The organism is Candidatus Deferrimicrobiaceae bacterium, assembly GCA_035256765.1.
Classification (GTDB): domain Bacteria; phylum Desulfobacterota; class Deferrimicrobia; order Deferrimicrobiales; family Deferrimicrobiaceae; genus CSP1-8.
The window spans coordinates 1-2,876 of the sequence record DATEXR010000004.1 but is presented as its reverse complement, the minus strand read 5'-3'; the positions used below and the strand labels follow the sequence as shown (position 1 = coordinate 2,876).

The window sequence follows — 2,876 nt, the reverse complement described above, 5'->3', positions numbered from 1 at the left end:
GCTTCCCGGGAGGTGGCCGCCTCGATCCCCTTGTGCAGAAGGGAGTGTCCGGGGAGGGGTTCGTCGTCGGATGATCCCGGCACCCGGTCCCGGCGCGCCGCCAGCCATGAAAGGTGGCGGGCGGTAAACCCTTCCACGAGGGATATGCGCAAGAGAACGTCGGCGGGTGTCTGCTCGCGCGTCATGCCGGGGGGGGCACCTCCCTTACGGGTTCCCCCCCTGTCCCATCAAGACGCGTGCCGCGTTTTACGGGAGAACGCCCCTCACCGGGATCCGGCGGATCCCCGCCATGCGACCGCGCCTGCCGGGAAGGACTGGTTGGACGAGGTCACGTACGCCGTGGCCGAGCCCGGAAGCACGCGGACGACCACCGCCTTCCCCACCGGGACACGGACGTTCGCCACCCCCAACCAGCCACCCCACGTCGCTCCGTCTTTCCCGTCGTAGAGGCGGAAGACGTCGCCGACGGCCACGCCGGCGTCCTTCCCCCGGTCGAGAAAGACGATGTCGCCCGTCGCCAGTTCCACCTTGGCCGTCTGTCCGGTGATGACGAAGGCCTCGAGTCCGCCCGCCCCCTCCTGCGGGAACACAGGCGAGTACGAAGGGATCTCCTCGCGGATCAGGTCCTCACGTCCCAGGTCCTCGAACGACTTGCGGACCACGGCCGTCACATGCCCGTTCATCTTTTCCGACACCTGCAGGATGCCCACCAGGTATTGGACATATCCGGAAACCGGCCGCGCCGTACGGGATCGGACCGGTCCACGGACGCGGTACACCCCGAGAATCTGACCGGCGGGGATCTCCTTGTCGAGGGCGAGAAACACCTTGTCCCCCTCCGAAAACGCGAGCTTGGCCTGCTCTCCGCTCCGGATCGATCCGATCCCCTTCGGGCGCTCCGGCGTGAACTCCCCGGCGCGCACGAACTCGTCCGGGGTGATCGAAAGCGTCGGCCTCTGCGACTCCTTGCCGAACGGCGGGGTGACCGCCAGGGAAGGAGGAGCCGCCGTCACGGCAGGCTCCGCCTGCGGGGCGGGGGCAGGTTCCCGAATCTCCCAGACATACTCGCGGGGGGGAGGGGGGAAGACCGTGACGCTGATCCCGGGGTAGATGTAGTGGGGGTTCGTGAGGAACCGGTTGCGCTCCCAGAGCTCGGGCCAGAGCCATGCGGACCCGAGATATTTCGCGGAGAGATCCCAGAGGGTGTCCCCCTGGACCACGGTGTGAACGAGCCCCTCCGGATATTGCGTCGCGCTCGCCGCAGGCGGACTCTCCTGAGCGGAAACCGCCACCGGGAGGAAAAAGATCGCGCAAAGGATTGCCAGAACCGAACATCTCACGCCCCGTCGTCTCATCTTTCACCTCGCTCGCGCCCCGGCGAGGGGACACAAAATTATATCTCAATTATGCTAAATATTGCTCCTGATAACAAAAATTACATTCCATTTTCAGGTAAGTCAAGTGCATTCTTCCCGGGGTGTCCCGGCAAAGGGGAAACGGCGCATGGCGGGAACCCCGCCACGCTCCCTCCCCTTGCCGAAAGAAACGCCGCGCGGGGGACGCCGGGAGGGCGGAAACGGCGCGGCGCCTACGGCCATTGTAGGAAGAGAAACACCTCCCGGTTCCCCCGGGGGCCCGGTATGCGGCTTGCGGCCTCCCCGACAACAACATAGCCGGCCTCCCGGGCGAACTCCGCAATCGCGCGCACGGCCTGTTGCCTCTTCGCCTCGTCGCGGACGACCCCCCCCTTCCCGACCGCCCCTTTTCCCACCTCGAACTGGGGCTTCACCAGAGCGACCACCCTGGCGCCCGAAAGAAGGAATGCGCGCAGCGTAGGCAGGATGTGCCGCAGCGAAATGAAGGAGACGTCGACCGTGGCAAAGGAAACCTTCTGCGGCAGGAGATCGGGGGACGCGTGCCGGAAGTTCACCCCCTCCCGGAGGACGACTCTCGGGTCGCGGCGGAGGGAATCGTCGAGGAGGGACCTCCCCACGTCTACCGCGTAGACGAGCGCGGCGCCGCGCCGGAGGAGGCAGTCGGAAAACCCTCCGGTGGACGCCCCGACGTCCAGCGCCACGGCCCCCGAAACGGACAACCCCAGATCATCGAGCGCCCCGGAGAGTTTCTCGCCGCCCCGCGACACGAACGGCCGGGGGGCCGGGGCGAGGGCAATCTCCTGGTCGGAGCCCGCGGGCGTTCCGCATTTCGTGACGACCTTCCCCCCGAGAAAGACCCGGCCGGCGAGGATGAGGCCCTGCGCTTTCGCCCGCGTCTTTGCGAGGCCCCTGGTCACCATTTCCGCGTCCAGGCGGTTCCGTGCTCCCCGGTTTGCAGGGGGCCGGTCCTTTCGGGAGCGGGAATCAGACAATCTTCTCGATCCGGGACCGGATGCCGCTGAAGATCGACGGAAGCAGGTGCCAGCCCTGGGCAAAGAGGCGCGCCGCCTCCGCGATCACCGAATCGTCGGAAAGGCCGTACGCCTCGCGCAGCTCGGCCTGCGACCCGTGCTCCACGAACGTGTCCCGAACTCCGATCCGGTGGAACCCCTGGGGGCGCACGTCGTGCTCCTCGAGCATTTCGAGGACGGCGCTCCCGAACCCCCCCGCGAGCACGTTCTCCTCGACCGTCAGCACCCGTCCGACGCGCTGGACAAGGGGGACGATGAGCGAGGCGTCCATCGGTTTGACGAACCGGGCGTCCACCACGGCGGCCGAGATCCCCCGCTTCCGGAGTTCCTCGGCGGCGGACAGGGATGTGGCCACCGTGGCCCCGATGGCGAGGAGGAGGATGTCCTTTCCGTCGGCGAGCAGCTCCCCCCTGCCCCAGGGAACGGGCTCCGGGTCCGCGGGGATGGGGACCCCCGCAGCGGTTCCCCG

Annotated in this window: 4 protein-coding genes; all 4 read right to left on the bottom strand. The window is 67.6% G+C overall.

Annotated features, from left to right (window positions below; all coding sequences use genetic code 11):
• The coding region (locus tag VJ307_00090) for a hypothetical protein (protein HJX72523.1) at positions 1 to 185 on the bottom strand (185 nt) is incomplete at its 3' end.
• 78 nt (positions 186 to 263) lie between these two features.
• Positions 264 to 1,340 (bottom strand): LysM domain-containing protein, encoded by a 1,077-nt coding sequence (locus tag VJ307_00085; GenBank protein ID HJX72522.1) that lies wholly within the window; start codon positions 1,338 to 1,340, stop codon positions 264 to 266.
• A 248-nt stretch (positions 1,341 to 1,588) separates the two neighbouring features.
• Entirely contained in the window at positions 1,589 to 2,368 is a 780-nt protein-coding gene (locus tag VJ307_00080; GenBank protein ID HJX72521.1) for a TlyA family RNA methyltransferase, read from the bottom strand.
• Positions 2,361 to 2,876: transketolase C-terminal domain-containing protein (locus VJ307_00075; protein HJX72520.1), on the bottom strand; the 516-nt coding region annotated here is incomplete at its 5' end. The genes VJ307_00075 and VJ307_00080, both read right to left, overlap by 8 nt.